Source organism: Rathayibacter sp. RFBD1 (assembly GCF_002932915.1).
Lineage (GTDB): Bacteria > Actinomycetota > Actinomycetes > Actinomycetales > Microbacteriaceae > Rathayibacter.
The window spans coordinates 42,312-68,903 of sequence record NZ_PSWQ01000002.1 but is presented as its reverse complement, the minus strand read 5'-3'; the positions used below and the strand labels follow the sequence as shown (position 1 = coordinate 68,903).

Here is a 26,592-nt window from a genome sequence, read left to right as displayed (position 1 = left end):
CAGTGTACGTCGGCCCCTGCACGCGCTTCCGTGAGCACCGTGGGAGCCTCCTGTCCAGCGTCCGTGCGGACCCTCCCCGACGGGGGTGCCGGACGTAGACTCGTGTCCATGATCCGCCTCGTCATCGGCCTGCTCGTGGCCCTCGCCGTCTTCACGGTCTACACCGTGATCGACGTCGCGATGAGCAACCGTCACGCCGTGCGGGCGATCCCGAAGTGGTCCTGGCTCCTGGTGGTGCTGATCCTCCCGGTCATCGGTGCGGGACTGTGGTTCTGGATCGGCCGCCCCCGAAAGCAGCGCGCCGCCGGCCGCCGCTACACCGCTCCGGACGACGACCCCGACTTCCTCGGCACCCTCCGAACCGAGCGCGACCCCGAGGAGGAGCGCCTGCAGGCCGAGCGCATCGCCCAGCTCGAGCGCGACCTCGCCGACATGGACGAGCAGGGCGAGGCCGACGGCCCCGGCCGCCGGGATGCCTGAGCACCGGCCGGTCGCCCCCTCCACCCGTTTCGCGGTCGACCTCCTCACCCGCTTCGTCGCGCTCGGCGTCCGCGACGTCGTCGTCGCTCCGGGCTCCCGCTCGCAGGCGCTCGCCCTGGTGGCAGCCGAGCTCGAGACCCGCGGCGACGTCCGGCTGCACGTGCGGATCGATGAGCGCTCCGCGGGGTTCCTGGCGCTGGGCCTCGCCCTCGAATCCGGGATGCCGGCGCTCGTGATCACGACCTCCGGCACGGCGACCGCGAACCTGCACCCGGCCGTGCTCGAGGCGGACGCCTCGGACGTGCCGATGATCGTGCTGACTGCCGACCGGCCCGACGAGCTGCGCGGCATCCGCTCGAACCAGACGGCCGAGCAGCGCGAGCTGTACGGGCGTGCCGTGCGGCTGTTCGAGGACGTCGCTGCTCCGGACGACGCCTCCCGGCCCGAGGACGCGCGTGCGCTCGCCGATCGTGCCGTCACCGCGGCGCGCCGCGGGCCGGTCCACCTGAACCTCTCCTTCCGCGACCCGCTCTCCTCCGCTCTGCCCGACATGGAGGGGATCGAACCGGTCTCGTCGCCCGCTGTCCGATCCGGGATCCCGCGTGCCGTCGTGACCGCCGGTCCCGGTGAGCCGCTCACGGTCGTCATCGCCGGGGACAAGGCGGGCGCCGCGGCCGAGGAGATCGCTCGCGCCGGCGACTGGCCGCTGCTGGCCGAGGTCTCCTCCGGCGCCCGCTTCGGACCGCAGCTCGTCGTCGCCTGGCGTCGCCTGCTCGGCGAGCCCGACTTCGGCGGACGCATCCGCCGGGCGATCGTGCTCGGACACCCGACGCTCTCCCGCGAGGTCCCCGAGCTGCTGCGGCGCGAGGACGTCGAGGTGATCGTCGTGGACGCCGTGCGCGAGCAGTTCTACAACCCCGGCCGGCGCGCCCGCCGCGTCGGAGGCGTCGACGTGGTCCGCCCCGAGGGGTCGCCGCGTCCCGAGCGCGGCGAGCGCGCCTGGGCCGGATCCTGGGTGTCCGCGAGCCGCGCCCTGACGGTCGACCCCGACGAGCTGGACGAGGTCCCCGACGCCGGGTCGATGTCGGTCGAGGACCGCCGCGGCTACGCGCGCAACGCCCTCGCCGCGATCAGGGCACCGCTCACCCGCGACTTCGTCGTCGCCGCGGTCTGGAAGGTCACCTGGCCGCACGACCGGCTGCTGTTCGGAGCGTCACGGCTGATCCGCGTCGCCGACGGGACCCTGCCGGGCAAGCGGATATCCGTCCTGGCGAACCGCGGCCTCGCCGGCATCGACGGCACGATCTCGACGGCTCTCGGGATCGCGGTGGCTTCGCAGGCGACCGAGCAGGGAGCCGGCGGAGTCACCCGGGCGGTCCTCGGCGATCTCACTCTGCTCCACGAGGCCGGCGGCCTCCTCCTCCCGCCCGGAGAGCGACGCCCGCGCGTGCAGCTCGTCGTCGTGAACGACGGGGGCGGCACGATCTTCGACGGACTCGAGGTCGCGTCGAGCTCGCATCCCGATGCGTTCGACCGCGTGCAGTTCACCCCGCAGAACGCCGATCTGGAGGCTCTCGCGCGCGCCTACGGGTGGGGCCACCGTCGTGCGGCGACGCGCGGGGAGCTGGAGCAGGCGCTGACCTCGCCGGGTGACGGGCCGGGCATCGTGGAGATCCGGCTCGAGCGCTGAGTCCGCGCGGGTCCGGTCGGACGGTCCTCCACAGGTCGTCGTCGGACGCTGTTCTCCCGGGGACGCCTCGTTCGAGCTCCGCAGCTCGTCAGCTGCTGCTTCGCTGGAGGAATGGCTGATGCGGAGACCGTGCGAGGAGAGGTCCTCGCCCTCGGCGACCGGGCGGCGGCGCTCGCGAGGAGCGCCTCCCCGGTGCTCCTGTCCGCGGCGGAGGCGCTGCACGCGGGACACTGCGCGGCGCTGACCTGTCCCGACGCGTTCGCCCGAGGCTCCTCGGCGGACAGCGAGGATGCGACGGACCTCGTCGAACGGTCGATCCGAGCGGAGTTCGCCGTCGCCCTCGGGGTCTCCGAGCGCACCGCCGCCAGGGAGCTGCTGCACGCGTCGCTCCTGATGGAGGAGCTGCCGCGGACCCGGTCCGCGCTCGCCGACGCCAGAATGCGCTGGGAGGCCGGCCAGCTCATCTGCTCCGTCGCGGCGACCCTCCCGGCAGCGGTGCGCGCGGCCTACGACGACCGGGCCGTCGACCTCGCGGAGACGCTGACCCCGGGGCAGCTGCGCCACGCCCTCGCGCGGGTGCGGGAGGAGCTGCACGACGAGCCCCTCGCCGAGCGGCACGCTCGCGCCCGTGAGGACCGCCGGGTGTGGATGACAGCCGGGATCGACGGCATGGCGACGGTCTGCGCGCACGTCCCCGCGCCCGAGGCCGTCGGAGCGCTCGCCCGGCTCGACCGCATCGCGAGGGATCTGCGGGACGGCGCCGAAGGGGACCGCGATCTGCGGACGCTGGCGCAGCTCCGCGCCGATGCGTGGGCCGACCTGCTCTGCCACGGGGACGTGGCGGGGACCACTCCGGAGGGAGCCGCGGCGCCCTCGACCGGGCTGCGGGCCGAGGTGAGAGTCACCGTGGCGGCGAGCACCGCCGCGGGTGACGACGAGGCGGCCGCCGAGCTCGACGGCTACGGGCCGATCCCTGCCGAGACGGTGCGAGCGCTCATCGACGACGACGCCGCCTTCACTCCCGTGCTGACCGACGAGGAGACCGGCGCGGTCGTCTCCGTCGGGCGCCGCCACCGGCTCCCACCGCCGAGGATGAGGCTGCTGGTCCGCCTCCGCGACCAGACCTGCCGCTTCCCGGGCTGCACCCGGCCGGCGTCCTCGACGGAGACCGACCACAGCGTCGAATGGCGGAACGGGGGAGAGACGACTCCCGACAACCTCGCCTCCCTGTGCGTCGCCCACCACCACGTGCGCCACGGCGACCGCTGGACGTATCTGCTCCATCCGGACGGCACAGCGGACTGGACCACACCGACCGGCCGTCGCGTGACGACCCGGCCGCCGGCACTGCCCGGGCGTCCGCCGGTGGGTGCAGGACGACGGCCGGGTGCTCCTCGGCTCGAGAGCGACCCGGCGGGGTAGCCGACGGCTTCAGCGACTCCCGACGTGCGTCATGCCAGCGCGTCGGTGATCGGGCGGAACTTCATGCGGGTCTCGGCGAGCTCGGACTCGGGAACGCTGTCGGCCACGATGCCGGCGCCCGCCCAGGCCGTGACCGCGCCCTCGGCCGTGACCTCGGCGCTGCGGAGTCCGACAGCCCACTCGCCGTCGCCGTTGCCGTCGATCCAGCCGACGGGTCCTGCGTACCGACCGCGGTCGAAGGGCTCCAGGTGCTCGATGAGCGCAAGGGCATCGGCGGTCGGAGTGCCGGCCACTGCGGCGGTCGGGTGAAGAGCATCGACGAGATCGAGCGCGCTGGAGGAGTCGCCCAGAATTCCTCGCACGTCCGTCGCGAGGTGCCAGAGATTCGGCAGGCGGAGCGTGAACGGGGCGGCGCCCGCCGTCAGCTCCCGTGTGTGGGGCTCGAGCTCCCGGACCAGACTGGCGAGAGCGAAAGCGTGCTCTGAGCGGTCCTTCGAACTCTCGAGCAGAGCGGCCTCCACGTCCGCGTCGGCGAGGGGGTCCGCTCCGCGTGCAGCCGTGCCGGCCAACACCCTCGCGGAGATCTCGCCCCGATCGACCGCGACCAGCGTCTCCGGACTGGCGCCGAGGAATCCGTCCACGGCGAAGCCCCAGCAGTCCGGGTAACGCTCGGTGAGCGCACCCAGCATCCGACGCAGGTCCGCCCCCGGCGGGAGCCGCCCCTGCAGATCGCGCGCGATCACGACCTTGGACAGCTCACCCGCCCGGATCGTCTCCACCGCGGCAGCGACCGCCGCGCGGTACCCGTCCGGCGGCAGCGCACCCGGCGAGAGCGGCACGTGGTACTCCGCCCCCAGCGGCTCCTCGCTCGGCGTATACGGTCTCTCCGCCTCGCCGATCGTGATCCGCGTCAGCCATGACCGGCCGTCGCGCGTCCCGATCACGGTGCGCGGCACGATCAGCACGCTCGTCGCCTCGGATCGGCTCGAGAAAGCGAAGGTCCCGAACGCGACCAGCCCCGTCCCGGGCAGTCCGACCCGGTCCTCCACCGTCGCCGCGTCGCAGAGCCGCCGCCAGGCCGCCGCCGCATCCCGCAGCCGTTCCGGGCCCGAGAACTCGAGGCGCAGGGCCTCGCCGCGTCCGCTGAGGCCGGCGCCGTCGCGCTGCCAGAGGAGGGGCCGCCTCGGGTCGGAGTGGGAGAGGAGCGACTGCGGAGAGTCCAGTGGAGTCGTCTCCGCACGCAGCGGGGGGGTTCCAGCGCCGATGAGCGTCACCTCAGCAGGGTACGCCCGCGCCAGAAGGTGGGACGTCCCATGCCGCGGGGCTCGGGGCGCAGGGCTCCGTTGCTACCGTGATCCGGTCCGGGGCCGCCGCGCGAGGCGGAGCGGGGCGGTCCCGGCGCTTCCCCAGGGGGGAGCGCGCAGACCGGGCGCGGGACGGCGGATGCACAGCCGCCGTCCCGCGTCTCGCCGTAGACTTGCGGATCGTGACGAAGGCAGACCTCACCAAACGGCCCGACGAGGTCGCCTCGATGTTCGACACCGTGGCTCCCGCTTACGACCTGGTGAACGGACTCCTCTCGGTGGGGAACGACCGGCTCTGGCGGATCGCGACGACTCGCGCCGTCAACCCTGCTCCCGGTGAGCGCATCCTCGACATCGCGGCCGGCACCGGAACGTCGAGCGCGTCGCTGGCGCGGTCGGGCGCCCAGGTCGTCGCAGCCGACTTCTCCCCGGGGATGATCGCCGTCGGCCGTCGCCGTCAGGCGGGCAACGACCGGATCGAGTTCGTCCAGGCCGACGCGATGGATCTCCCGTTCGAGGACGAGTCGTTCGACGCCGTGACCATCTCGTTCGGTCTGCGCAACGTGGCCGAGCCGAGGACGGCGCTCGCCGAGTTCCTGCGTGTGCTGAAGCCCGGCGGCCGGGTCGTGATCTGCGAGTTCTCGACTCCGCCGATCGCTCCGCTGGCCGCCGCGTACGACTTCTACCTGTCGACGGTCATGCCCGCCGTCGTGCGCCTCGCGTCGTCGAACAATCCTGCGTACGACTATCTCGGCGATTCCATCCGGGCCTGGCCGGAGCAGAGCGTCGTCGCCGCCTGGCTCCGCGCGGCGGGCTTCGAGCGTGTGGCCTACCGCGATCTGACCGCGGGCATCGTGGCGCTGCACCGCGGCGTCAAGCCGATCGCGGCGACCCGATGACGACCGGGGTCCGCACAGGCCGAGACGTTAGGGTTTCCCTGTGAACGCCACTGCGCCCGTCGCCCGTCGCAGCCCGTCTCTGACGGCGCAGCTCGGCCTCTCCGAGCGCATCTTCTCCTCCTCGTCGGACCGGGCTCTCGCCCGCACGATCGACGCGGGTCTGGAGCAGGTCGAGGAGGGTCTCGTCCGGCAGCTGTCCTTCGCGGACGCCGTGGCCGACGTCTCCACCCGGTACCTCCTCGAGGCGGGCGGCAAGCGTGTGCGCCCGATGCTCACCCTCCTGGCCGCGTCGCTGGGCCGCGGCAACACGCCGCAGGTCCTGCTCGGTGCGCAGGCGATCGAGATCACGCATCTCGCATCGCTCTACCACGACGACGTCATGGACGAGGCGGAGAAGCGCCGCGGCGTCCCGTCGGCGCAGACCGTGTGGGGCAACAACGTGGCCATCCTGACGGGCGATCTGCTCTTCGCCCGCGCGAACCAGCTGATGGTCGAGCTCGGCGACAAGGCGATCCGGCTCCAGGCCGACACGTTCGAGCGTCTCGTCCTCGGGCAGCTGCACGAGACGGTCGGCCCGACCGACGGCGAGGACCCGGTCGAGCACTACCTGTCCGTCCTGGCCGACAAGACCGGGTCCCTGATCGCCGCGGCGGGCCGCACGGGAGTCGCGTTCTCGGAGGCTCCGGAGGAGTACGAGGAGGCCATGCGCGTCTTCGGCGAGAAGATCGGCGTCGCCTTCCAGATCGTCGACGACGTCATCGACCTCTCTCCCCAGCCGGAGGAGACCGGCAAGAACCCCGGCACGGACATCCGCGCCGGCGTGTCGACGCTGCCGATCCTGCGCCTGCGCGAGCGCGCCTCCTCCGATAGGGAGGCCGCGGCTCTCCTCGCCCGCATCGAGAGCTATGTGAGCCGCTCGAACGACGCCATCGCGCACACGGAGGAGCAGAGCGCCGACATCTCGGACGCCATCGCTCAGCTGCGCGATCACGACGTCACCGCGCAGACCCTCGCCGAGGCCCACCGGTGGGCCGACGAGGCCGTCGCCGCCCTCGCTCCGCTGCCCGACGGCTCCGTCCGCAAGGCGCTGACGCGCTTCGCCGACACCGTCGTCGAGCGCAACGGCTGACCCCGATCGTCGCGGCGCGCCCTGCGCCGCAGGAATGAGACCGGTTGTGCGCTGCGGCGCCCCGGCAGGAGGAACGCAATGACCAAGCTCAGGCTGGCCATCGTCGGCGCGGGTCCCGCGGGCATCTACGCCGCCGACCTCATGATCAAGGCCGAGAAGAAGTACGACGTCTCGATCGATCTGTTCGAGCACCTGCCGGCGCCCTACGGCCTGGTCCGCTACGGCGTGGCGCCCGATCACCCGCGCATCAAGGGGATCATCACCGCGCTGCGGGAGGTGCTCGACCGGGGCGACATCCGCATCTTCGGCAACGTGCACTTCGGGACCGACATCACGCTCGAGGATCTCAAGCGGCACTACCACGCCGTGATCTTCGCGACCGGCGCCGTCCGGGACGCTCCGCTCGACGTCCCGGGTGTCGAGCTCGAGGGCTCCTACGGTGCGGCCGACTTCGTCAGCTGGTTCGACGGCCACCCGGACGTGTCGCGCACCTGGCCGCTGGAGGCGTCCTCCGTCGCCGTCATCGGCAACGGCAACGTGGCGCTCGACGTCTCGCGGATGCTGGCGAAGCACGCCGAGGACCTCCTGCCCACCGAGGTCCCGCCGAACGTCTACGAGGGGCTGAAGGCGTCTCCCGTCACCGACGTCCACGTCTTCGGGCGCCGCGGTCCCGCTCAGGTGAAGTTCACGCCGCTGGAGCTGCGCGAGCTGGGCGAGCTGCGCGACGTCGACATGATCGTCGCCGACGAGGACTTCGACCTCGATCCCGCTTCGGAGGCCGCCATCGCGACCAACAAGCAGGTCATGGTCATCAACCGGGTGCTCAACCAGTGGCGCACCCGCGAGGTCGGGAGCGCCTCGCGTCGTCTCCACCTGCACTTCTGGGCGAAGCCGCTCGAGTTCGTGGACGACGGATCGGGTCGGGTCGGCGCGATCCGGTACGAGCGCACCGAGCCGGACGGCGAGGGCGGAGTGCGCGGCACGGGTGAGATCCGCGAGGTCCCCGTGCAGGCCGTGTACCGCGCGGTCGGCTACTTCGGCTCGCCGCTCGACGGCCTCCCGTTCGACGAGATGCGCGGCGTGATCCCGAACCGCGAGGGCCAGGTCCTGGACGACGAGGACCAGCAGGTCCACGGCGTCTACGCGACCGGCTGGATCAAGCGCGGACCGGTGGGCCTCATCGGGCACACCAAGTCCGACGCCATGGAGACCGTCGCGCACGTGCTCAACGACCAGGCGTCCTGGTGGACGCCCGAGCACCCCGAGGAGGCGGCCGTGGTCGCCCTGCTCGAGGAGCGGGAGATCGCCTACACGGATCTCGACGGCTGGCACCGGCTGGACGAGCACGAGATGGCGCTCGGCGAGCCCGAGGGCCGTGCGCGCGTGAAGGTCGTTCCTCGCGAGGACATGATCGCGATCTCGCGGGCGGAGCCGGTCGCGCTCTGACGCGTGCTCTCCGAACGGCCCTCCGGTGCACTCCGGGGGGCCGTTCGTCGTTCCGGCGTGGACGCCTTGCGCCTCCTCTAGGATTCGGGCACCGCTCTGGACGGAGACAGCATGACCACGGCCGCGCCCCACGACGTCATCCGGGTGCGCGGTGCGCGCCAGAACAACCTCCGGGGGATCGACGTCGACATTCCGAAGCGGAGGATCACCGTGTTCACCGGGGTCTCGGGCTCCGGCAAGTCGTCGCTCGTCTTCGGCACCATCGCGGCCGAGTCCCAGCGCCTCATCAACGAGACCTACTCCGCCTTCGTGCAGCAGTTCATGGGGTCGCCGGCCCGCCCGGACGTGGAGTCGCTCGACGGACTGTCGGCCACGATCGTCGTCGACCAGGAGCGGATGGGGTCGAACGGCCGGTCCACGGTCGGCACGGCGACCGACGCGTACACGATGCTGCGGATCCTCTTCAGCCGGATCGGCGATCCGCACGCGGGCACGAGCGGTGCGTTCTCCTTCAACCTGCCGGAGGGGATGTGCCCGCGGTGCGAGGGGACGGGCCGGGTGTCGAGCATCGACCTCGACGCGCTGATCGACCGCTCGAAGTCGCTCGAGGGCGGCGCTCTCGACGCGATCCCCAACTTCGTCGTCGGCGGCTGGTACTGGAAGGGCCTCGCCGAGTCGGGCCTCTATCCGGCCGATGTGCCGATCGCCGACTTCACGCCCGAGCAGATGGACGCGTTCCTCCACCGTCCGGCCACGAAGATGGCCATCGCCGGGATGACGATGACCTACGAGGGCCTCTTGGTGAAGGTCACCCGCCTCTACCTGGCGAAGGAGGCGGCGCAGCCGCACATCCGCGCCTTCGCCGAGCGGGTGGCCACCTTCGCCGCCTGTCCCGAGTGCGGAGGCGGCCGGCTCACCCGCGCGGCACTGGAGTCGCGCATCGGGGGCCGGAACATCGCCGAGTGCGCCGCGCTGCAGGCGACCGACCTCGCCGCGTGGCTCCGCGGGCTGCAGGCGCCGTCCGTCGCTCCTATCGTCGAGACCCTCCTCGGGACGCTCGACGCCCTCGTCCAGGTCGGGCTGGGCTACCTGTCGCTCGATCGGGAATCGGGCACCCTCTCGGGCGGTGAGGCGCAGCGGGTCAAGATGGTGCGGCATCTGGGATCGAGCCTCACGGACGTCACGTACGTCTTCGACGAGCCGACGGCGGGTCTGCATCCGCACGACGTCTCGCGGATGATCGAGCTGCTGCGCCGCCTGCGAGACAAGGGCAACACCGTCCTGGTGGTCGAGCACAAGCCGGAGATCATCGAGATCGCCGATCACGTGGTCGACCTCGGTCCGAGGGCCGGCGCGCACGGCGGCGAGCTGCGGTTCGAGGGGACGGTGGCGCAGCTGCGCACGTCCGACACCCTGACGGGCCGTCATCTCGGTCACCGCGTCCCGCTGAAGGAGGCCGTGCGCCGTCCGACCGGGGCGGTGGAGATCCGCGGGGCCTCCACGCACAACCTCCGCGGCGTCGACGTGGACGTCCCGCTGGGCGTGCTGACCGTCGTCACCGGAGTCGCCGGCTCGGGCAAGTCGTCGCTCCTGCACGGCTCGCTCGCGGGTCGGCCGGGGGTGGTGGTGGCCGACCAGTCGCCGATCCGCGGGTCGCGGCGCAGCAATCCGGCGACCTACACCGGGGTCCTCGACGCGATCCGGGCGGCCTTCGCGAAGGCGAACGGCGTGAGACCGGCGCTCTTCAGCGCGAACTCGGCAGGCGCCTGCCCCGTCTGCAAGGGGGCCGGGATGATCTTCACCGAGCTGGGCCCCGCCGCGACGGTCTCGTCGGTCTGCGAGGAGTGCGACGGCAAGCGGTTCACCGCTGAGGTGCTCGAGTACCGCCTCCGCGGGAGGAACATCCACGAGGTGCTCTCGATGCCGATCGTCGACGCCGCGGAGTTCTTCGCGAGCGGACCGGCGCACACGGTGCTCGCCCGTCTCGTCGACGTCGGTCTCGGCTACCTCACGCTCGGACAGCCGTTGAACACGCTGTCCGGGGGCGAGCGCCAGCGCCTCAAGCTCGCGATCAACATGGCCTCGACCGGATCCGTCTACCTGCTCGACGAGCCGACCACGGGCCTGCACCTCGCGGACGTCGACACGCTGCTCGGACTGCTCGACCGGCTGGTCGACTCCGGGAACTCGGTCGTGGTGATCGAGCACCACCGCGCCCTGATGGCGCACGCGGACTGGATCATCGACGTGGGGCCCGGAGCCGGGCACGACGGAGGGACGATCGTCTTCGAGGGGACTCCGGTCGGGCTCGCGGCGGCGGACACGCTGACCGGACGCGCCCTCGCCGAGTACGCGCGCTGACGCGTTCGCAGCCGCGACGCTCGCGCGTCAGCGCGAGAACGGGCCGGACAGAGCCGCCCACTGCAGGAGCATGATCGTCTTCGCGTCGACGATCTGCACGCCGATCTGGGTCAGCGCCTCGTCGAACGAGAGCTCGAGTACCTCGATGTCCTCGCCCTCGTCGGCGAGTCCCGCGAACGCTCCGCTGCGGGTGCCCGCGCGGTAGCGGCCGGCGTAGAAGTGCAGCTTCTCGGTGACCGAGCCGGGGCTCATGAATGCGTCGAACACGTGCTCGAGCCGGCCGACCTCGAGTCCGGTCTCCTCGGACGCCTCCCGGCGGGCGCCCTCCTCGGGCCCGTCCTCGTCCAGGAGACCGGCGGGCACTTCGAGGAGCATCCCGTCGAGGTCGCCGTTCACGTACGCGGGGTAGCGGAACTGCCGGATCAGGACGACGGTGCGCGCGTCGGCGTCGTAGAGCAGGACCGCCGCGCCGTTCCCCCGGTCGTACGTCTCGCGCTGCTCGCTGGTCCAGCTGCCGTCGCGGTGCCGGTAGTCGAAGCGGGTGGTGCGGAGGACGTACCAGTCGCTCGAGAGGAGGGTGACCTCCTTCACGACGACGTCGGGGTTCCCGACGAGGTCGAGGCCCTCCCGGTCGAGTCCGGTGCGGCCCCGACGGTCGGGCTCGTCGATGCCGGCGGTCACGCGCGTGCTCCCGTGTGCGTCATTCCTCAGCGGAAGTTGACGAACTGGAGGTCGAGCTCGAGGTCGGCTCCGCGCAGGAGCGCCATGGTCGCCTGGAGGTCGTCGCGGCTCTTCGAGGAGACGCGGAGCTCGTCGCCCTGGATCTGCGACTTGACCGACTTCGGCGCCTCGTCGCGGATGAGCTTGTTGATCTTCTTCGCGTGCTCCTCGTCGATGCCCTCCTTGAGGGTGGCCTCGATCCGGTACTCCTTGCCGGACGCGAAGGGCTCGCCCGCGTCGAGGCTCTTGAGGCTGATGCCGCGCTTGATCAGCTTCGACTGGAAGACGTCGAGGATGGCGTTCGCCCGCTCCTCGGTGTTGGCCTTGATCAGGATCTTCTCGCCGCTCCAGGCGATCGAGGCGCCGACGTTCTTGAAGTCGTAGCGCTGCTCGACCTCCTTGTGGGCCTGGTTCAGGGCGTTGTCCGCCTCCATCTTGTCGATCTTGCTGACGACGTCGAACGTTGAATCTGCCATGGCTCCGAGTTTAGCTTTCAGGCGTGGCGGAGCCCGGCCCCAGGCGCGGCTGGTACCTCTGAGGGGTGCGCCGCCTCCCCGTTCTCGTCCTCGTCCCGCTCGCCGGCCTCCTCCTGGCCGGCTGCGGCCAGCGGCCGCCCGCGCTGACGGTCGAGGAGGGCCTGTCCACCGTGCCTCCCGCGGCGACCGCTCCCGTCGCGGCCGACCCCGTCGTGCTGGAGGATCCCGAGCAGGCCGCGGCGACGCCGCTGCGCCTGCTCGCCGACGAGGCGTGGCTGGGCACGGCGTCCGAGGGGAGCGGCATCCCGCTGCGCGCGCTCACCGCCTACGCGGGCACGGCCCTCCTCACGGCATCGGTCGACCCCGACTGCCGGTTGGACTGGGCGACCCTGGCCGGCATCGGCTACGTCGAGAGCAGGCACGGAACGATCGACGGCGGCGAGCTGGGCGAGGACGGGCGGCCGACGGAGCCGATCTACGGTCCGCGCCTGGACGGAACGCGCTTCGACCGGGTCCCCGACAACGACGGCGGGGCTCTGGACGGCGACGCCGAGGTCGACCGGGCGATGGGTCCGCTGCAGATCATCCCGGCGACGTGGATGGCGTGGGCGTCGAGCGGATGGGATCCGCAGAACGTGGACCAGCAGGCGGTGACCGCCGCCCGGTACCTCTGCGACGCCGGCGGCGACCTCTCGACGGAGTCGGGATGGCGGGCGGCGATCGCGGCCTACAACCCGGCCGGGAGCTACGCGGGGAAGGTCGCGGAGGCGGCGTCCCGCTACGCGGCGGAGGCGGACTGAGGCCTCGCGGCACCGATTTCCGATCCGCCGGTCGCGTGGGTATCCTTGCTGAGCGCCTCCGGTTGTGAACACGCGGTCGGGTGCGCCACGGCGAGTTACCCTAGCGGCCAAAGGGATCTGACTGTAAATCAGACGGCGTAGCCTTCGGGGGTTCGAATCCCTCACTCGCCACCGAGCAGGAACACCCAGCAGACGCCCCGGCATCACGAGATGCGCGGGGCGTTCCGCATGTCGGGGGATCGCCGTTCCGGCGGAGTGCCTTTCCGGGGGAGCACCGGTCCGGCGGATCGCCGGGCCCGGCGTCTTCGTCCCGTCGCACCCCGCACGCCGTCGGCCCGGCCTCCGCGGTCGCCCGGCCCGCGCTGTCGGTCCGGCCCGCGCCGTCGCCTCAGCCCCGCGCCTCCTGCTCCAGGAACGCTGCGAGAGAGAGCGGCGGCCGTCCGGTCAGCCGCTCGACGTCGCCCGAGACGTGCTCCAGCTGTCCGGCGGCGATCGCGGAGTAGGTGCTGACCCAGGCGTCCAGCTGCCAGTCCGGTGCGTTCCACCGGCGGCGAGATGCGTACGCCTCCTCGAGGGTCTCGTCGACGTACACGGCGGGGCGGCCCGCCGCCGTCAGGGTCGCCGCGACCTCGTCGAGGGTGAGGGCCTCGGGCCCGGTCAGCTCGTAGGCGGCTCCGCGGTGCTCGGAGGGGGAGCGGAGGACCGCGGCGGCGGCGCGGGCCACATCCTCGCGCGCGACGACGGCGGCACGGCCCGATCCCGCGGGTCCGCGGATCGCGCCGTCGTCGCCGAGCATCGCAGGCAGGAAGTCGAGGTAGAGGTTGTCGCGGAGGAACGTCCAGAACATGCCGGAGCGGCGGATCGCGTCCTCGGTGGCCGCGTGGTCTCGGGCGAGGGTGAAGACCGCGTCGGGTGCGGCTCCGGCGAAGGAGGTGTAGACGACGTGCTCGACACCCGCGGCGGCGGCTGCGTCGACGAACGCGAGGTGCTCGGCGCGGCGCTCCTCGTTCTCGGAGGCGGAGACCATCAGGAGGAGGCGCACGCCCTCGAGCGAGTCGCCCGCGTCGGCGAAGGAGGAGCGCACCACCTCGGCCCCGGGGAGCTCGGGCGCGCGGGACGGGTCGCGGACCAGCAGGCGGAGGGCGTGACCGGCGTCGGCGAGCTCGCGCGCGACGCGGCCGCCGACGGCTCCGGTGGCTCCGGTGAGGGCGATAGGGGTGCTCATCCCCTCATGATGGGCCCGATCCCTAGGCTGGGGCCATGAGCGACAACGCCCCCCTCCTCGCCATCGCCCGCTCGATCGCCGTCGAGGCGGCGCACCTCGCCCGCCAGCGGCGGCAGGACGGCGTCGAGATCGCCGCGTCGAAGTCGTCCCCGGAGGACGTGGTGACGGCCGCGGACCGGGAGGTCGAGGAGCTGATCCGCCGGCGCCTGGCCGAGGCGCGTCCGGACGACGGCTTCCTCGGCGAGGAGTCGGGGTCGGGGGGCGGCACGAGCGGGCTGACCTGGGTCGTCGATCCGATCGACGGGACCGTCAACTACCTCTACGGCATCCCCTCCTACGCGGTCAGCATCGCTGTGGTGGAGGGGGAGCCGGATCCCGCGACCTGGACCGCGCTCGCCGGCGCGGTCGTGAACGGAGCGACGGGCGAGGTGACCACGGCCAGCCGAGGCGGGGGAGCCGAGCGGGACGGAGTCGCGCTGCAGGTCTCGGCTCCCTCCTCCCTCTCGCTCGCGCTGGTGGGCACCGGCTTCGGCTACGACGCGGGCCGCCGGATGCGCCAGGGCGCCGTGGTGCAGGAGCTCCTGGGCTCGGTCCGCGACATCCGCCGCATCGGCTCGGCGGCGCTCGATCTGTGCTCGGTGGCCACCGGCCAGCTGAACGCGTACTACGAGCGGGGCCTGAACCCATGGGACCTCGCTGCGGGCGCCCTCATCGCCGAGGAGGCGGGCGCGCGGGTCGCGGGACTCGACGGCGCGCCCTTCGGCTCCGGCCTGCTCATCGCGGCACCGGATCCTCTCTTCGCCGAGCTGGAGGATCTGCTGCGCCGCCTGCGCGCGGACGAGGTGTAACCGCTCTCCCAGGCCGGGCCGACAAGGATTCCGTGCGCCGAGAGGCGGATCGGCGCAGGATCCCGCCGGGGCTCGCCGCGCGTCGTGCCCCGATCGCGCCTGTGCGCGGCGGCCTCTGGCCGGATCCCGCCGGCCGTGGTTATCCTTTATGAATTCGTGATGTTCGCACAGGCTGCGCTCACGGAGCCGAGCGGTGCCTCTCCCTGGAGGCCCGCTCGTCCCCTGCCCCCGACGGAAGACATCGATTTCGTGAGCCCCGATTCGCCCGCCCCCGCTGCCCCTGCATCGATCCCCGGCGAATCGACTCCACCCCTCTCCCGTCGCGAGCTCCGCGAGCGCGAGCGCGCTCTGGCCCTCGCCTCCGACGTCTCGCTCGCGAGCGGCTCCGACGACCTCCTCGCGGCTCCCACGGCGGAGCAGCTGCGCGAGGCGGAGCGCCGCGTCGCCTCGGTCCGCAGCGCCCCGGCCCCCGTCCCCGCACCGCGCGCGACGCCGCTCCGGCCCGTGCGCCGGGCCCGGGTCGGCGGACTCGTCGCCCTCTCCTTCGTCGCGGCCATCGTGGCGGCGACCTCTCTGCCGGCCACATCGCTCCTGACCGCGGAGGACGTGCAGGCGCAGAGCCTCTCGACCCCCTTCGGCGCCGACGCCCGCCGCGGCGCGCAGTCGTTCGTCGCCGGCGAGGTCAGCGCCGAGACGGTCGCCCGCGACGGCTTCGGCGTGCAGGAGCGCAAGACGCAGACCAACGTCGCCGACATCGTCCGCACCTCCGACACCGGCTTCACGAACGACCCGAACGCGTCGATCCAGTGGCCCTTCGCCGTCGGCGTGCCGGTGGGTGACCGCTTCGGCTACCGCAACTGCGCGGGCTGCTCGGTGAACCACGGCGGCACCGACTTCAACCCGGGCGACGGCTCGCCCATCCAGGCGATCGCCGACGGCGTCGTGCGCACGGTCATCGACGGCGAGGGCTCGCTCGGCGTGCACGTGATCGTCGACCACGAGATCGACGGGCAGCTCGTCTCGAGCGTGTACGCGCACATGCAGCACGGCTCGGCGGCCGTGAACGAGGGCGACCCGGTGAAGGTCGGCCAGCTGCTCGGCCTGGTGGGCACGACCGGCATGTCGACCGGCCCGCACCTGCACTTCGAGATCCGCCTCGACGGCGTGACGAAGGTCGACTCCTACCTCTGGCTCAAGGCCAACGCCGGGCGCTGACCCGGCGGCGGGACGCGGGAGTCGCCGGGCGGACCCCGCGGCCCGCTACTCCGCGCGCAGCCAGACCGTGGTGTCGGCGGGCAGCGCCGGCTCGTGCAGCCCCTCCGAGGACAGCACCACGGAGCCGACGGGCAGCTCGACCGGAGCCTCGCCGAGGTTCGCGATCACCGTGACGGCTCCGTTGCGGAACGCCACGACGTCCTCCGGGTAGCCCTCGAGCCATTCGACGGCGCCGGAGCCCAGGTCCTCGGCGCGGCGCACCGCGAGCAGGGACCGGTACAGCTCGAGCGTCGAGCCCGCGACACCGCGCTGGCGGTCGCGCGCGAGCGGCGCCCAGTCGCCGGGCTGCGGCAGCCAGGAGTCGCCGGAGCCGCTGAAGCCGTACGCGGGCGCGTCCGCCTCCCACGGGATCGGCACCCGGCAGCCGTCGCGGCCGTAGCGCTCGCCGCCGGTGCGGAACCAGGTCGGGTCCTGACGCGCCGAGTCCGGCAGGTCGATCGCCTCGGGGAGCCCGAGCTCCTCGCCCTGGTAGACGTAGGCGGAGCCGGGGAGCGCGAGCATGAGGGCGGTCGCGGCACGAGCGCGGCGCAGCCCCAGGACGGGGTCGGGGAGTCCGGGCGTGCGCGGGCCGATGCCGTAGCCCTGCGGGTTGTCGGACGTCAGTGCCAGGCGGCTCGCGTGGCGCACGACGTCGTGGTTCGACAGCACCCAGGTCGACGGGGCGCCGACGGCGGCGAAGGCCTCGACGGAGGAGTCGATGATGTCGCGGAGGGCGGGTGCGCTCCACGGGGTCTCGAGGTAGGCGAAGTTGAAGGCCTGGTGCATCTCGTCGGGGCGGACCCAGCGGGCGAGCTTGGAGAGCGGCTGCACCCACGCCTCGGCGCAGAGCACGCGGTCGTCCGGGTACTCGGCGAGCAGGGAGTGCCAGTCGCGGTAGATCTCGTGGACGCCGTCCTGCGCCCAGTAGGGGGCGGTGGCGGGCTCCTCGCCGTCGGCGGGAGCGACTCCGCCCATCGACCCGCTGTCGGCGGGCGGCGTGTAGTCGGGCAGCCCCTCGGCCTTGATCATCCCGTGCGCCACGTCGACGCGGAAGCCGTCGACGCCGCGGTCGAGCCAGAATCGGAGGACCTCCCGGAAGCGCTCGCGCACCCACTCGTTCGTCCAGTCGAAGTCGGGCTGCGAGGTGTCGAAGAGGTGCAGGTACCACTGGCCGGCCGAGCCGTCGGGCTCCATGACGCGGGTCCACGCGGGGCCGCCGAAGACCGATTCCCAGTTGTTCGGGGGCAGCTCGCCCGACTCGCCCCGGCCGTCGCGGAACAGGTAGCGCGCCCGCTCGGCGCTGCCCGCGGGAGCGGCGAGCGCCTCCTGGAACCAGCGGTGGGCGCTGGAGGAGTGGTTGGGCACGAGGTCGACGATGATGCGGATGCCCAGGGCGTGAGCGCGGGCGAGCATCGCGTCGAAGTCGGCGAGGGTGCCGAAGAGCGGATCGACGTCGCAGTAGTCGGCGACGTCGTAGCCCGCGTCCTTCTGCGGCGAGGTCATGAAGGGCGAGAGCCAGATCGCGTCGACGCCGAGCTCGGCGAGGCTCTCGAGGCGCGAGGCGATGCCGGGCAGGTCGCCGATGCCGTCGCCGTCCGCGTCCGCGAAGGAGCGCGGGTAGATCTGGTAGATGACGGCGGTGCGCCACCACTCGGCTCCCCGGCGGTGCTCGGCCTCGGAGTCGGGGCCGGGGGAGTTCTCGGGCGCGCCGGAGGTAGCGGAGTCCAGGGTCATGCGGTCGAGTTTATCGGGCGCCCCGGGGGCGCCGGGGGCACGCCCTCCGCCGTCCCGTACAGTCGACGGGTGATCGATGAGACACCGGACGAGGCCCGAGCCCGACGCCGACGGGCGCTGCTGTGGGTGGTGCCGCTGCTGGTGCTGCTGGTCGGCGGCCTGGTCGCCGTCACCCTCGCGATCGGCGGATTCGCGCTGCGCAGCATGACCGGCGCGTCCGCCGTGCAGCTCGTCCTCGTCGCCTAGGCGGTCGCGGCCGGGCCGTCCTCGTCCTCGGGCGGGGGCGCGGAGGAGGTGCGCGCCCGCTCCTCGGACGCGTGCGCGGTCTCGGGTCCGGTCGCGCGGGCCTGCTCGTCGGCGCGGGTGACCGCCTCCGCGAGCTCATCGGCGACGAGGTACCCGGGAGAGACGGCCTCGGCCCGGTAGGCCGCCCGGCCGACCATGTGCGCCGAGACGGGCACGGTCAGCAGCTGGAAGCCGATCACCAGCACGATCGTCCCCGCGGCGGCGAAGCCGGGGTTCCGGATGGCGACCGCGAGCATCACGCAGATCAGTCCGAGCACCTGCGGCTTCGTGCCCGCGTGCATCCGGGAGAGCAGGTCGTCGAACCGCATCAAGCCGATCGCGGCCAGCAGCGAGAGCAGGGCGCCGACCAGCAGCAGCACAGCGGTGAGCACGTCGAAGAACAGGTCCATGTCAGTCCTCCTCGCGGTTGGCCATGAACTTGGCGACGCTGATCGATCCGAAGACGGCGAACAGCGCGAGCCCGAGCGCGACGGGCAGGGTCCGCGCGTGGTGGTTGACCGCCATCTCGGCGCCGATCCCGCAGATGATCGTCGCGACGAGCACGTCGGCCGCGACGACCCGGTCGAGCACGGACGGACCGCGGAGGATCCGCACGAGCGCGAGCAGGCAGGCGGCGCCGAAGACCGGCACCAGGATCCAGATCAGCCAGTCGATCACCGGACCACCCCCGATCCGGCCTCGATCGGCCGATTCACGCGCTGCACGTCCTCGCGGGAGCCGATGGCCCGGACGATGCGCGCTTCCGTCCGGAGGACCGTCCGGCGCACCTCGTCGATCCGCTCGCCCTCGTCGTGGGTCACGCCGAGCACGTGCAGGTAGAGGACGTTCAGCTGCGGGTCCACGTCGATCACCAGGGAGCCGGGGACGAGCGAGACGGCCTCCGTCGTCCAGACGAGCATCCCCTCGGAGCGGCTGCGCAGGTGCACGGCGACGATGGCGTTGTGCACCGGGACCGGCAGGGTCAGGATCTGCCAGGACACCCGCACCGAGGCCACCGCGATGTCGGCCAGCAGGCGCAGGAGGAAGAGGAGCACGAACCACGGGTTGATGCGGTTCGAGAACTCGACCGGCGGCAGGTAGAACACCCGGGTGATCAGCAGGGCGACCAGGAAGCCGGTGACGATCGACAGCACCGAGACGTCGTCCCAGAGCAGCACCCAGATCCCGACGAGGGTCACGAACATCGCGACGCGGTTCCAGATGTCGACGCGGCGGCGGGGGCTCATCGCGGCCCCTCCTCTCCGAAGGACGAGTCGCGGTAGACCGTCGCGATGTAGGTCGCGGGGTCGGCGACCGCGCTCGCCGCTCGCTCGCTCGCGTCGTAGAGGGGACCGGCGCCGACGGTCAGCACGACGCCGACGACGACCATCCCCGCGGTGGCGAGCACCATCATGGGCGGCGAGTGGCGGGTGCGGATGCTGCCCGTGTCGTGGGGGTCCTCCTGCAGCTGGTCGATCAGGGGCGACTCGTAGCCGGGCACCTCCTCCTGGCGGCGCCAGAAGACCATGTTCCAGACGCGCGCGACGGCGTAGAGGGTCAGGAGCGAGGTGACGGCCCCGGCGGCGATGACGGCCCAGATCAGCCACGACGGCTGGTCGACGGCCGACTCCGTGCCGGCGACGAAGAGCCCCACCTTGCCGAGGAAGCCGGTGAACGGCGGGATCCCGCCGAGGTTCATCGCGGGGATGAAGTAGAGCAGCGCCAGCAGCGGCGAGGCCTTGAGCAGCCCGCCGAGGCGCAGGATCGAGGTGGTGCCGCCGACGCGCTCGATCAGGCCGGTCGCGAGGAAGAGCGTCGTCTGCACCGTGATGTGGTGGATGACGTAGAAGATCGTCGCCGCGTAGCCCGCCGGGGTGCCCACGGCGATCCCGAAGACCATGTAGCCGATGTGCGAGACCAGCGTGAAGGACAGCATCCGCTTGATGTCGGCCTGCGCGACGGCGCCGAGGATGCCGACGATCAGCGTCAGCAGCGCCACCACCAGCAGCACCTCGCTCAGCCTCCCGCCGGGGAAGAGCAGGGTCTCGGTGCGGATCAGCGCGTACACGCCGACCTTGGTGAGGAGTCCGGCGAAGACGGCGGTGACCGGCGCCGGAGCCGTGGGGTACGAGTCCGGGAGCCAGAACGACAGGGGGAACACGGCCGCCTTGATCCCGAAGCCGAGCAGCAGCACCACGTGGAGCACCAGCTGCACGTCGGCGGGGAGCTCGGCGATGCGGATCGAGAGCTGCGCCATGTTGACCGTGCCGGTGGCGCCGTAGAGCAGGCCGATGGCCGAGAGGAAGAACACGCTCGAGACCAGGCTGACGACCACGTAGGTCGTGCCGGCGCGGATCCGCGGCGCGGTGCCGCCCAGGGTGATCAGCACGTAGCTCGCGGCCAGCAGGATCTCGAAGCCGACGTAGAGGTTGAAGAGGTCGCCCGCGACGAAGGCGTTGAGGATGCCCGCCGAGAGGATCAGGTAGGTCGGGTGGAAGATCGTGACCGGCGTCTCGCGGTTGCCGTCGACGAGGCCCTGGCCGACCGAGAACAGCAGGACGCCCAGCAGGGTGATCGAGGTGATCACGAGCATCAGCGCGGCGAGCGGATCGACGACCAGCACGATGCCCCACGGCGGCTCCCAGCCGCCCACGTAGACAGCGCTGCCGCCTCCGTCGCCGGTCAGGACCAGCACGAGCATCACCGAGGAGATCACCAGAACGCTCGAGAGCGTCACGATGTTCACGGTGATCTGCGCGCGCCGGTGGCGTCCGAGGATCAGCGCGACGGCCGCCCCCAGGAGGGGGAGGGTGACGACGAGCGGGATCAGGGCGTTCATCGGTCCTCCTTCCTGTCGTCGGTCATGGCGCTCTCCCCGTGCTTGGCGGCGGTGCCCTCGTCGCTGGACTCGAGCAGGACGTCGAGCGCCCGGTCGTCGGCGGTGGTCTGGGCCGAGATGCCCGCCGCGTCCTCGCGGACGGAGGCGTCGGTCTCGTCGTCCTCCACCTGGTCGGCGTTGGCGAGGCGCCAGCGCCGGTAGATCATCGCGAGGAGGAAGGCGGACACCCCGAAGGTGATCACGATCGCGGTGAGGATCAGCGCCTGCGGCAGCGGGTCGGCCATCTCGGCGGCGATCTGCTCGTAGGAGCGCCCGTCGTCGGTGACGAACGGCGCGATGCCCGAGCGGCCGGCCATCAGCAGGATGAGGATGTTGGTCGCGTTCCCGACGAGCAGGAACCCGATCAGGATGCGGGTGAGGCTGCGCTCGAGCATCTGGTAGACGCCCGCCGCGTACATCACCGCCATCACGACGACGAGGACGAGGGTGATGCTCATGCGCCGTCCCCCCTGCCCGGTCCGCCGACGACCGTGGAGCCGGTGGGGAGCGAGGTCTCGAGCCCGTCGACCGTGCCCTGGCCGGGGCCGGGGGTGCTGTCCGTCGAGTGCGTGACGCCGTCGCCCGAGGGGGAGCCCTGCTCGGCCTCCTCGCCGTGGCGGTCGACCTCGCCGCCGAGGCTGCGGAGGATGTCGAGGGCGAGGCCGATCACGATCAGGTACACCCCGATGTCGAAGAGGGTGGACGTGCCCAGGTGGAGCTCGCCCAGCACCGGCACCTCGAGGTCGAGCCAGCTCGACTCGAGGACCTCGAGGCCGAAGGCGAGGGAGGAGACGGCCGTGCCGACGGCGAAGAAGAGGCCGAGTCCGAGGACCTTGCCCGCGTCGATCGGCGCGGCCTCGCCGAGCTCGAAGCGGCCGCCGGCGAGGTAGCGCGCGACGAGGGCGAGACCGGCGAGCAGGCCGCCCGCGAAGCCTCCGCCCGGGGTGTTGTGTCCGGTGAAGAGCAGGTAGACCGACACGATCATCGCGGGGTGGAAGAGCAGGCGCACCAGCACCTCGAGCACGATCGAGCGGTTCTCCGGCCGGAGCGTGCGCCCGGCGACGAGCCAGGAGCCGCGGTCGCCGTCGCGCTCGGCGTCGGCGGAGGAGGCGGTCAGGTCCATCGCGCGCTCGCGGCGGTCGTCGGCGCTCTGCGACTCGAGGCGGGGAGCGCCTCCGGCCCGGCTGGAGAGGAAGATCAGGCTCGCGACGCCGGTGGCGACCACGACGAGGACCGAGATCTCGCCCATCGTGTCCCAGGCGCGGATGTCGACGAGCAGGACGTTGACGATGTTGCGGCCCTTGCCCTCCTCGTAGGCGAGGCGGGGCAGCTCGGCCGAGATCGGCGTCGCGGTCCGGGCACCGAGGGCGATGGTGGCGGCGAGGGCCATGACCGCTCCGACCGCGATGCCGATGACGGCGCGCAGGCGCTTGCGCATCGGCTGGTGCTTCGCGGCGATGCGGGTCGGGAGGCGGCGCAGCACCAGGACGAAGACCACGAGGGTCACCGTCTCGATCAGCGCCTGGGTGAGGGCGAGGTCCGGTGCGCCCTGCAGGGCGAAGAGGGCCACCATCCCGTAGCCGGTGGCGCCGGCCAGCAGCACGGCGGCGACGCGGTTGCGGGCGATCGCGCACAGCACCGCCGCGAGGATCATCACGGCCGCGACCGCGAGCTGGCCCGGGCTGTCCCAGAAGACGAGATCGCCCGGCCAGGTGCGGTTGAGGGCGGCCGCACCGCCGACGCCGAGGACGAAGACCGCGAAGATCACCGTCAGGTAGCGGGGGAGCGAGCCGCGCTGGACGGACTCGGTGACCGTGCTGGCGACACGGTCGAGCCAGCGGACGGTGGCCCAGTAGCCCTCGGCGGAGTCGATCCGGTTGGGCAGCATCGACTGGGCGCGCGCGACGGCGACGCGCTTGGCGAAGAGCAGGAGTCCGACGGCGATCACGAGGGCGCTGAGTGCCAGCGCGGGCTCGAAGCCGTGCCAGAGCGCGAGGTGGTAGCCGCCGTGGTCGGAGGCCTCCGCGGCGGCGGCGAGCTCCGGGTCGGCGTCCGGGGCGGCGTAGGGGAGGGTGTCCGCGTAGACGGCGACGAGCGGGTCGAGCACGGAGGCGGCGATCCCGCCGATCACGCTGGCGGCGGCCAGCAGCACCGGGGCGGCGGTGAAGGTCCACGGCTCGGCGTGCAGGTGCGTGTCCTCGAGCCCCTTCTTCCGGGCGAAGGCGCCCCAGAAGAAGCGCGCGGAGTAGGCCACGGTGAGGATCGAGCCGAGGACGAGGCCGACCAGCGCGACCCAGGCCCAGAACGAGCCCTGCTCGATCGCCGAGATCAGGCTCGTGAACACGGCCTCCTTGGCGACGAAGCCCAGCAGCGGCGGGATGCCCGCCATCGACAGCACGCCGACGAGGGCGGCGCCCGCGAGCACCGGCGCCTGCCGTCCCAGGCCGCTGAGCTTGCGGAGGTCGCGCGTGCCGGCGCGGTGGTCGACGATGCCGACGGTGAGGAAGAGCAGCGCCTTGAAGAGGGCGTGGGCGACGAGCAGGGTCAGTCCGGCCAGCGCGGCGTCGCGCGAGCCGAAGCCGACGGCGACGGTCAGGAAGCCGAGCTGGCTGACGGTGCCGTAGGCCAGCACGAGCTTGAGGTCGTACTGCCGGAGCGAGCGCCAGCCGCCGACGAGCATGGTCCAGACTCCGACGCTCACCACCACGGGCAGCCAGACGGAGTCGTCGGCGAAGCCCGGCGCGAGGCGCGCGACGAGGTAGATGCCCGCCTTCACCATCGCGGCGGCGTGCAGGTAGGCGCTGACCGGCGTGGGAGCGGCCATCGCGGCCGGCAGCCAGAAGTGGAACGGCACCAGGGCGGACTTCGAGAACGCGCCGAGCAGTACGAGCACCAGCGCCGTCGACACGATCGGGCCGGAGGGGGCGGCGGCGACGATCCCGGAGAGGCTGGTGGTGCCGGCCTGCACGATCAGGACGATGATCCCGACCAGCATCGCCAGCCCGCCGAGAGTCGTGACCAGGAGCGCCTGGAGCCCGGCACCCCGGCTCTCCTTGCGCCCGCTGTAGTGGCCGATGAGGAGGTAGGAGAGGACGCTCGTCGCCTCCCAGAAGACGAAGAGGATGATCACGTCGTCGGCCGTGACCAGCCCGTACATCACTCCGGCGAACGCGGACAGGAGCGCTGCGAACCGGCCCAGCGAGGGCTCGTCGCGGCTGAAGTACGTCGCGCAGTAGGCGAGGACCAGGGCGCCGACTCCGCTGACCACGAGGGCGAGGACGATCGAGAGCGCGTCCAGGCGGAAGGAGAGGGCGATGTCGAGCGCGGGGATCCACGGCACGGACTCGCGGATCTCGCCGCCGTCGAGGATCGTCGGCAGGGCGGTCGCGGTGGCGACGAAGCTCGCGGCCGGGATCAGCGCCAGCGCGTAGAACGTCTTCGGCCCGAACCGGTCCACCAGCCAAGGGGTCACCACGGCGATCGCGAACGAGATCACGAGGATGAGGAGCATCACATGTTCCTCCCAAGGTGTACCCAGCGCATACGTCGGTCAAGAATATCGGAGCGCCCTCCCGCGGAACCTGAGTGCGCGGAGGCTTGACGGCCCCGTCGTGATCCGCCAGGGCCCTACCGTGGGGAGCATGGCCCGCTCGCTCCTCCCCGACCAGCTCTGCCGACTCCGCGTCCACGACCTCGCGTCGGGGGAGTCGACGACCGTCTTCGAGTCCGACTCCGTCCTCGTGGAGGCGCCGAACTGGACTCCGGACGGCTCCGCCCTGATCGTGAACGGCGACGGCGGCCTCTTCCGGCTGCCGCTCGAGGGGGCGCCCGTGCTCGAGCCGATCCCGCTCGACGGGGTGCCGGCCGAGCTCAACAACGACCACGTGCTCGCCCCGTCCGGCGGGCTCGCCTACGTCTCGGCGCGCGACGGGCACCTCTACGCGGTCGAGCTCGACGGCTCCGCCCCCGCCCGCCGCCTGACCGCCGAGCGCGAGGGCGCGCGCTTCAAGCACTACCTGCACGGCGTCTCGCCCGACGGCGCGACCCTCGCGCTGATCGGCGGCGGCGACGCCTCCGGGCGGTGGCGGACCGATGTCTACACGATGCCGGTCGGAGGAGGCGCGCTCACCGCCCTGACCGACGACGAGCCGGCCGACGACGGCGTCGACGTCTCGGCCGACGGCCGCACCCTCGTCTTCAACTCCGAGCGGGCCGGAGGCGGGGCGCAGCTGTTCCGCATCGGCCTCGACGGCTCCGCGCTCTCCCGCCTGGTCGAGTCGGACACGGTCGACTGGTTCCCGCACGAGTCGCCCGACGGCGCGCACCTGCTCTACCTCGCCTATCCGGAGGGGACGGCCGGGCACCCCGAGAACGTCGACGTCGAGCTGCGGCTGCTCGACCTCCCCGGGCGCTCGACGCTCGAGCCCGGCCGTGTGCTGGAGCGCCTCCACGGCGGGCAGGGGACGATCAACGTCTCCGGCTGGGCGCCGGACTCGACGCGCTTCGCCTACGCCGACTACCCGCGGCGCTGAGAGCCTGAGTCCTTGCCGCGCATGCGCGGGAGGGGGATCGATCACGGCGGGGAGCGGGTCTTGAATCGGGGGATGAGCATCGACAGCGCAGCATCCTCCTCCGTCACCCGCTCGCCGCTCGGCGACTCCGGCATCGACGTCTTCCCGCTCTCGCTCGGCGGCAACGTCTTCGGCTGGACCGCGGGCCGGCAGACCTCCTTCGACGTCCTCGACGGCTACACGGCCGCGGGCGGCGACTTCATCGACACCGCCGACGCCTACTCCGCCTGGGTCCCGGGCAACACGGGCGGCGAGTCCGAGACGATCATCGGCGAGTGGCTCGCGCAGCGCTCGGGGGACCGGGACGACGTGGTGATCGCGACGAAGGCGGGCCGCCACCCGCAGTTCACCGGCCTCGCGCCCGACACCGTGCGCGCGGCCGCCCGCGCCTCCCTCGAGCGCCTCGCGACCGACCGGATCGACCTCTACTACGCCCACTTCGACGACGAGGCCGTGCCGATGGCCGACATCGCCGCCGTGTTCTCCGAGCTCGTGGACCAGGGCCTCGTCCGCGCGATCGGAGTGTCGAACTTCAGCGCCGAGCGCGTCGCGGAGTGGCTGCGCATCGCGGGCGAGGAGGGCCTGCACTCGCCCGTCGCGCTGCAGCCGCACTACAACCTCGTGGAGCGCGGGATCGAGGCCGACCTGCTGCCCCTCGCCCGCGAGGCGGGGCTGGCCGTCGTCCCCTACTCCGCCCTGGCGTCAGGATTCCTGACCGGCAAGTACCGCGACGGATCGACGCCCGAGGGTCCGCGCGCCGACGGCGCCTCCCGCTACCTCGACGGCCGCGGCCGCCGGGTGCTGGCGGCGCTCGACGCGGCGGCGGAGGCGCACGGCGCCGAGGTGGCGACGGTGGCGCTCGCGTGGCTCCGCTCGCAGCCCGGAGTGGTCGCGCCGATCGCCAGCGCCCGCGTGATGGAGCAGCTGCCGGCGCTGATCGCCTCGGCCTCCCTCGAGCTGAGCGCCGAGGAGCTCGCCGCGCTCGACGAGGCGAGCCGGGCGTAGCCGCAGACGGGCGGCCGCGGGGGCGCGTGCCCCGCGGTCATCGACGCTCCGCGGAGGTGCTATCG

24 protein-coding genes and 1 tRNA gene are annotated in these 26,592 nt (G+C 72.5%); 14 read left to right on the top strand and 11 right to left on the bottom strand.

Features of this window, described 5'->3' with window-relative positions:
• Nucleotides 1–108 precede the first annotated feature (108 nt).
• The 3 genes from C5D50_RS00440 to C5D50_RS00430 all read left to right on the top strand — a co-directional run bounded on the left by C5D50_RS00440 (nucleotide 109) and on the right by C5D50_RS00430 (nucleotide 3,592).
• Nucleotides 109–480 (top strand): PLD nuclease N-terminal domain-containing protein, encoded by a 372-nt coding sequence (locus C5D50_RS00440; protein WP_104225908.1) that lies wholly within the window; start codon nucleotides 109–111, stop codon nucleotides 478–480.
• Nucleotides 473–2,170, top strand: a complete 1,698-nt coding sequence (menD, locus tag C5D50_RS00435; protein WP_104282430.1) for a 2-succinyl-5-enolpyruvyl-6-hydroxy-3-cyclohexene-1-carboxylic-acid synthase — start codon at nucleotides 473–475, stop codon at nucleotides 2,168–2,170. The genes C5D50_RS00440 and menD overlap by 8 nt, the downstream gene beginning before the upstream one ends.
• A gap of 111 nt (nucleotides 2,171–2,281) precedes the next feature.
• Nucleotides 2,282–3,592 (top strand): HNH endonuclease signature motif containing protein, encoded by a 1,311-nt coding sequence (locus tag C5D50_RS00430; RefSeq protein WP_104282429.1) that lies wholly within the window; start codon nucleotides 2,282–2,284, stop codon nucleotides 3,590–3,592.
• Between the two features lie 29 nt (nucleotides 3,593–3,621).
• On the opposite strand, the gene C5D50_RS00425 is transcribed toward C5D50_RS00430, so the two are convergent.
• Nucleotides 3,622–4,866, bottom strand: a complete 1,245-nt coding sequence (locus tag C5D50_RS00425; RefSeq protein ID WP_374955338.1) for an isochorismate synthase MenF — start codon at nucleotides 4,864–4,866, stop codon at nucleotides 3,622–3,624.
• A gap of 212 nt (nucleotides 4,867–5,078) precedes the next feature.
• Between C5D50_RS00425 and ubiE the strand changes: the two genes are divergently transcribed.
• From ubiE to C5D50_RS00405, 4 genes are all read left to right on the top strand, one after another.
• Entirely contained in the window at nucleotides 5,079–5,795 is a 717-nt protein-coding gene (gene ubiE / locus C5D50_RS00420) for a bifunctional demethylmenaquinone methyltransferase/2-methoxy-6-polyprenyl-1,4-benzoquinol methylase UbiE (protein ID WP_104226060.1), read from the top strand.
• A 40-nt stretch (nucleotides 5,796–5,835) separates the two neighbouring features.
• Entirely contained in the window at nucleotides 5,836–6,924 is a 1,089-nt protein-coding gene (locus C5D50_RS00415) for a polyprenyl synthetase family protein (protein WP_104249782.1), read from the top strand.
• A 78-nt stretch (nucleotides 6,925–7,002) separates the two neighbouring features.
• On the top strand, nucleotides 7,003–8,370 hold the full coding sequence (locus tag C5D50_RS00410; RefSeq protein WP_104223603.1) for an FAD-dependent oxidoreductase: 1,368 nt from the start codon (nucleotides 7,003–7,005) through the stop codon (nucleotides 8,368–8,370).
• Between the two features lie 111 nt (nucleotides 8,371–8,481).
• Entirely contained in the window at nucleotides 8,482–10,731 is a 2,250-nt protein-coding gene (locus C5D50_RS00405) for an excinuclease ABC subunit UvrA (protein WP_104282428.1), read from the top strand.
• A 27-nt stretch (nucleotides 10,732–10,758) separates the two neighbouring features.
• Here C5D50_RS00405 and C5D50_RS00400 read toward each other — a convergent pair whose 3' ends face one another.
• Both C5D50_RS00400 and C5D50_RS00395 read right to left on the bottom strand, forming a co-directional pair.
• On the bottom strand, nucleotides 10,759–11,412 hold the full coding sequence (locus tag C5D50_RS00400) for an NUDIX domain-containing protein (protein WP_104282427.1): 654 nt from the start codon (nucleotides 11,410–11,412) through the stop codon (nucleotides 10,759–10,761).
• 26 nt (nucleotides 11,413–11,438) lie between these two features.
• Nucleotides 11,439–11,927, bottom strand: a complete 489-nt coding sequence (locus tag C5D50_RS00395; protein WP_104282426.1) for a YajQ family cyclic di-GMP-binding protein — start codon at nucleotides 11,925–11,927, stop codon at nucleotides 11,439–11,441.
• 65 nt (nucleotides 11,928–11,992) lie between these two features.
• On the opposite strand from C5D50_RS00395, the gene C5D50_RS00390 reads away from it, so the two are divergent.
• Both C5D50_RS00390 and C5D50_RS00385 read left to right on the top strand, forming a co-directional pair.
• Entirely contained in the window at nucleotides 11,993–12,727 is a 735-nt protein-coding gene (locus C5D50_RS00390; protein ID WP_104282425.1) for a hypothetical protein, read from the top strand.
• Between the two features lie 89 nt (nucleotides 12,728–12,816).
• A tRNA-Tyr gene (locus C5D50_RS00385) sits at nucleotides 12,817–12,898 on the top strand.
• A gap of 217 nt (nucleotides 12,899–13,115) precedes the next feature.
• On the opposite strand, the gene C5D50_RS00380 is transcribed toward C5D50_RS00385, so the two are convergent.
• The gene (locus C5D50_RS00380; protein ID WP_104282424.1) at nucleotides 13,116–13,952 is read right to left on the bottom strand and encodes an SDR family oxidoreductase; all 837 of its coding nucleotides are present in this window, start codon (nucleotides 13,950–13,952) and stop codon (nucleotides 13,116–13,118) included.
• Between the two features lie 35 nt (nucleotides 13,953–13,987).
• On the opposite strand from C5D50_RS00380, the gene C5D50_RS00375 reads away from it, so the two are divergent.
• Both C5D50_RS00375 and C5D50_RS00370 read left to right on the top strand, forming a co-directional pair.
• Nucleotides 13,988–14,800 (top strand): inositol monophosphatase family protein, encoded by an 813-nt coding sequence (locus C5D50_RS00375; RefSeq protein ID WP_104223609.1) that lies wholly within the window; start codon nucleotides 13,988–13,990, stop codon nucleotides 14,798–14,800.
• Between the two features lie 249 nt (nucleotides 14,801–15,049).
• Nucleotides 15,050–16,015: a M23 family metallopeptidase gene (locus C5D50_RS00370; RefSeq protein WP_146087915.1), complete on the top strand. Its 966-nt coding sequence runs from the start codon at nucleotides 15,050–15,052 to the stop codon at nucleotides 16,013–16,015.
• Nucleotides 16,016–16,060: 45 nt separating this feature from the next.
• Here the strand turns inward: C5D50_RS00370 and C5D50_RS00365 are convergent, their stop codons facing one another.
• Nucleotides 16,061–17,788: a glycoside hydrolase family 13 protein gene (locus C5D50_RS00365; protein ID WP_104282420.1), complete on the bottom strand. Its 1,728-nt coding sequence runs from the start codon at nucleotides 17,786–17,788 to the stop codon at nucleotides 16,061–16,063.
• Between the two features lie 69 nt (nucleotides 17,789–17,857).
• Here C5D50_RS00365 and C5D50_RS16400 point away from each other — a divergent pair, with 69 nt between their 5' ends.
• Nucleotides 17,858–18,034, top strand: a complete 177-nt coding sequence (locus C5D50_RS16400) for a hypothetical protein (RefSeq protein WP_159939698.1) — start codon at nucleotides 17,858–17,860, stop codon at nucleotides 18,032–18,034.
• On the opposite strand, the gene mnhG is transcribed toward C5D50_RS16400, so the two are convergent.
• From mnhG to C5D50_RS00335, 6 genes are read right to left on the bottom strand one after another with little or no spacing between them, the layout of a single operon-like run.
• Nucleotides 18,031–18,483: a monovalent cation/H(+) antiporter subunit G gene (gene mnhG / locus C5D50_RS00360; RefSeq protein ID WP_244229587.1), complete on the bottom strand. Its 453-nt coding sequence runs from the start codon at nucleotides 18,481–18,483 to the stop codon at nucleotides 18,031–18,033. The two genes, C5D50_RS16400 and mnhG, sit on opposite strands and share 4 nt — an antisense overlap.
• Before the next feature lies 1 nt (nucleotide 18,484).
• Nucleotides 18,485–18,751 carry a monovalent cation/H+ antiporter complex subunit F gene (locus C5D50_RS00355; RefSeq protein ID WP_308470711.1) on the bottom strand — a complete coding sequence of 89 codons (267 nt, stop codon included), beginning with the start codon at nucleotides 18,749–18,751 and terminating at the stop codon, nucleotides 18,485–18,487.
• Nucleotides 18,748–19,320: a Na+/H+ antiporter subunit E gene (locus C5D50_RS00350; RefSeq protein WP_104234245.1), complete on the bottom strand. Its 573-nt coding sequence runs from the start codon at nucleotides 19,318–19,320 to the stop codon at nucleotides 18,748–18,750. Before C5D50_RS00350 ends, C5D50_RS00355 begins: the two co-directional genes overlap by 4 nt.
• Nucleotides 19,317–20,912: a Na+/H+ antiporter subunit D gene (locus C5D50_RS00345; RefSeq protein ID WP_104223613.1), complete on the bottom strand. Its 1,596-nt coding sequence runs from the start codon at nucleotides 20,910–20,912 to the stop codon at nucleotides 19,317–19,319. The genes C5D50_RS00350 and C5D50_RS00345 overlap by 4 nt, the downstream gene beginning before the upstream one ends.
• Nucleotides 20,909–21,409 carry a Na(+)/H(+) antiporter subunit C gene (locus C5D50_RS00340; protein ID WP_104223614.1) on the bottom strand — a complete coding sequence of 167 codons (501 nt, stop codon included), beginning with the start codon at nucleotides 21,407–21,409 and terminating at the stop codon, nucleotides 20,909–20,911. Before C5D50_RS00340 ends, C5D50_RS00345 begins: the two co-directional genes overlap by 4 nt.
• Nucleotides 21,406–24,462 carry a Na+/H+ antiporter subunit A gene (locus C5D50_RS00335; protein WP_104282419.1) on the bottom strand — a complete coding sequence of 1,019 codons (3,057 nt, stop codon included), beginning with the start codon at nucleotides 24,460–24,462 and terminating at the stop codon, nucleotides 21,406–21,408. Before C5D50_RS00335 ends, C5D50_RS00340 begins: the two co-directional genes overlap by 4 nt.
• 130 nt (nucleotides 24,463–24,592) lie before the next feature.
• Between C5D50_RS00335 and C5D50_RS00330 the strand changes: the two genes are divergently transcribed.
• Both C5D50_RS00330 and C5D50_RS00325 read left to right on the top strand, forming a co-directional pair.
• Nucleotides 24,593–25,483 (top strand): PD40 domain-containing protein, encoded by an 891-nt coding sequence (locus C5D50_RS00330; RefSeq protein ID WP_104282418.1) that lies wholly within the window; start codon nucleotides 24,593–24,595, stop codon nucleotides 25,481–25,483.
• 72 nt (nucleotides 25,484–25,555) lie between these two features.
• Nucleotides 25,556–26,527: an aldo/keto reductase gene (locus C5D50_RS00325; protein WP_104282417.1), complete on the top strand. Its 972-nt coding sequence runs from the start codon at nucleotides 25,556–25,558 to the stop codon at nucleotides 26,525–26,527.
• Nucleotides 26,528–26,592 lie beyond the last annotated feature (65 nt).